We start from the raw sequence: 1,079 nt of genomic DNA, 5'->3' as shown, positions 1-1,079 counted from the left end.
TGGGCGACCAGGCGGTCGTGGGGGCCGAGCTCGACCAGGTGGCCGTCCTCCAGGACGGCGACCTGGTCGGCGTCGTGGGCGGTGTGCAGGCGGTGTGCGACGGCGATCACGGTGCGCCCGGCCAGTACGGCGGCGAGTGCCCGTTCGGCGTGCCGGGCGGTGGCCGGGTCGAGCAGCGCGGTGGCCTCGTCCAGCACCAGCGTGTGCGGGTCGGCCAGCAGGACCCGGGCCAGGGCCAGTTGCTGGGCCTGGGCGCCGTCGGCGCGGTGGCCGTCGGGGCCCAGCTCGGTGTCCAGACCGGCCGGCAGCTCGCGGGCCCAGTCGGCGCCGACCGCGGCGAGCGCCGCGTCCAGTTCGGCGTCGGTGGCGGCCGGCGCGGCGAGCAGCAGGTTCTCCCGGACGGTGCCGAGGAAGACGTGCTGCTCCTGGGTCACCAGCACCACCTGGCGGCGCAGCTGCTCCGGGTCCAGGTCGGCGACCGGCACCCCGCCGACCGTGACCGTGCCGGTGCGCGGACACTCCACCCCCGCCAGCAGCCGGCCCAGGGTGGACTTGCCGGCGCCCGAGGGGCCGACCACGGCGAGGCGTTCGCCCGGACGGACCGTCAGGTCCACCCCGTGCAGCACCTCGGGCCCGTCCTGGTAGCCGAAGCCGACCCCGCGCAGCTCGATCCGGTCGTCGGCCGGGACGGCACCCGTCCGCCGGGCCGCCTCCTCGGCGCCGGCCAGCCCTTCGAGCCGGGCGAAGGCCGCGGAGCTGCTCTGGAGCTGGTCGCTGCGGAACATCAGCTCCTCCAGCGGCCCGGAGAGCTGGCGCAGGTAGAGCGCGACGGCCACCACAGCGCCCGCGCCGACCTCGCCGCGTGCGTGCAGCAGGCCGCCGAGCAGCAGCACCGCGACCACCGGAACGGCGTGGCAGACGTCCACGAGCGGGAAGAGCACGTTGCGCAGGGCCAGGGTGCGCCGCCGCGCGGCCGCGGCGTCCGCCAGCACCCGGCGGCCGACCGCCCGGCGCCGGTGCTGCAGTCCGAGCGCCTCGATGGTGCGGGCTCCGGCGGCGGTGGCGGCGAGCATCTCGGC

1 protein-coding gene is annotated in these 1,079 nt (G+C 77.7%); it reads right to left on the bottom strand.

The features are described from left to right. Window positions 1-1,079: ABC transporter ATP-binding protein (locus tag ABZ641_RS39070; protein ID WP_359989473.1), on the bottom strand; the 1,079-nt coding region annotated here is incomplete at both ends.

The organism is Kitasatospora sp. NPDC007106 (assembly GCF_040634455.1).
Classification (GTDB): Bacteria; Actinomycetota; Actinomycetes; order Streptomycetales; family Streptomycetaceae; genus Kitasatospora; species Kitasatospora arboriphila.
Note: the sequence above shows the minus strand (reverse complement) of the source record. Positions and strands in the feature narration are given on the sequence as shown.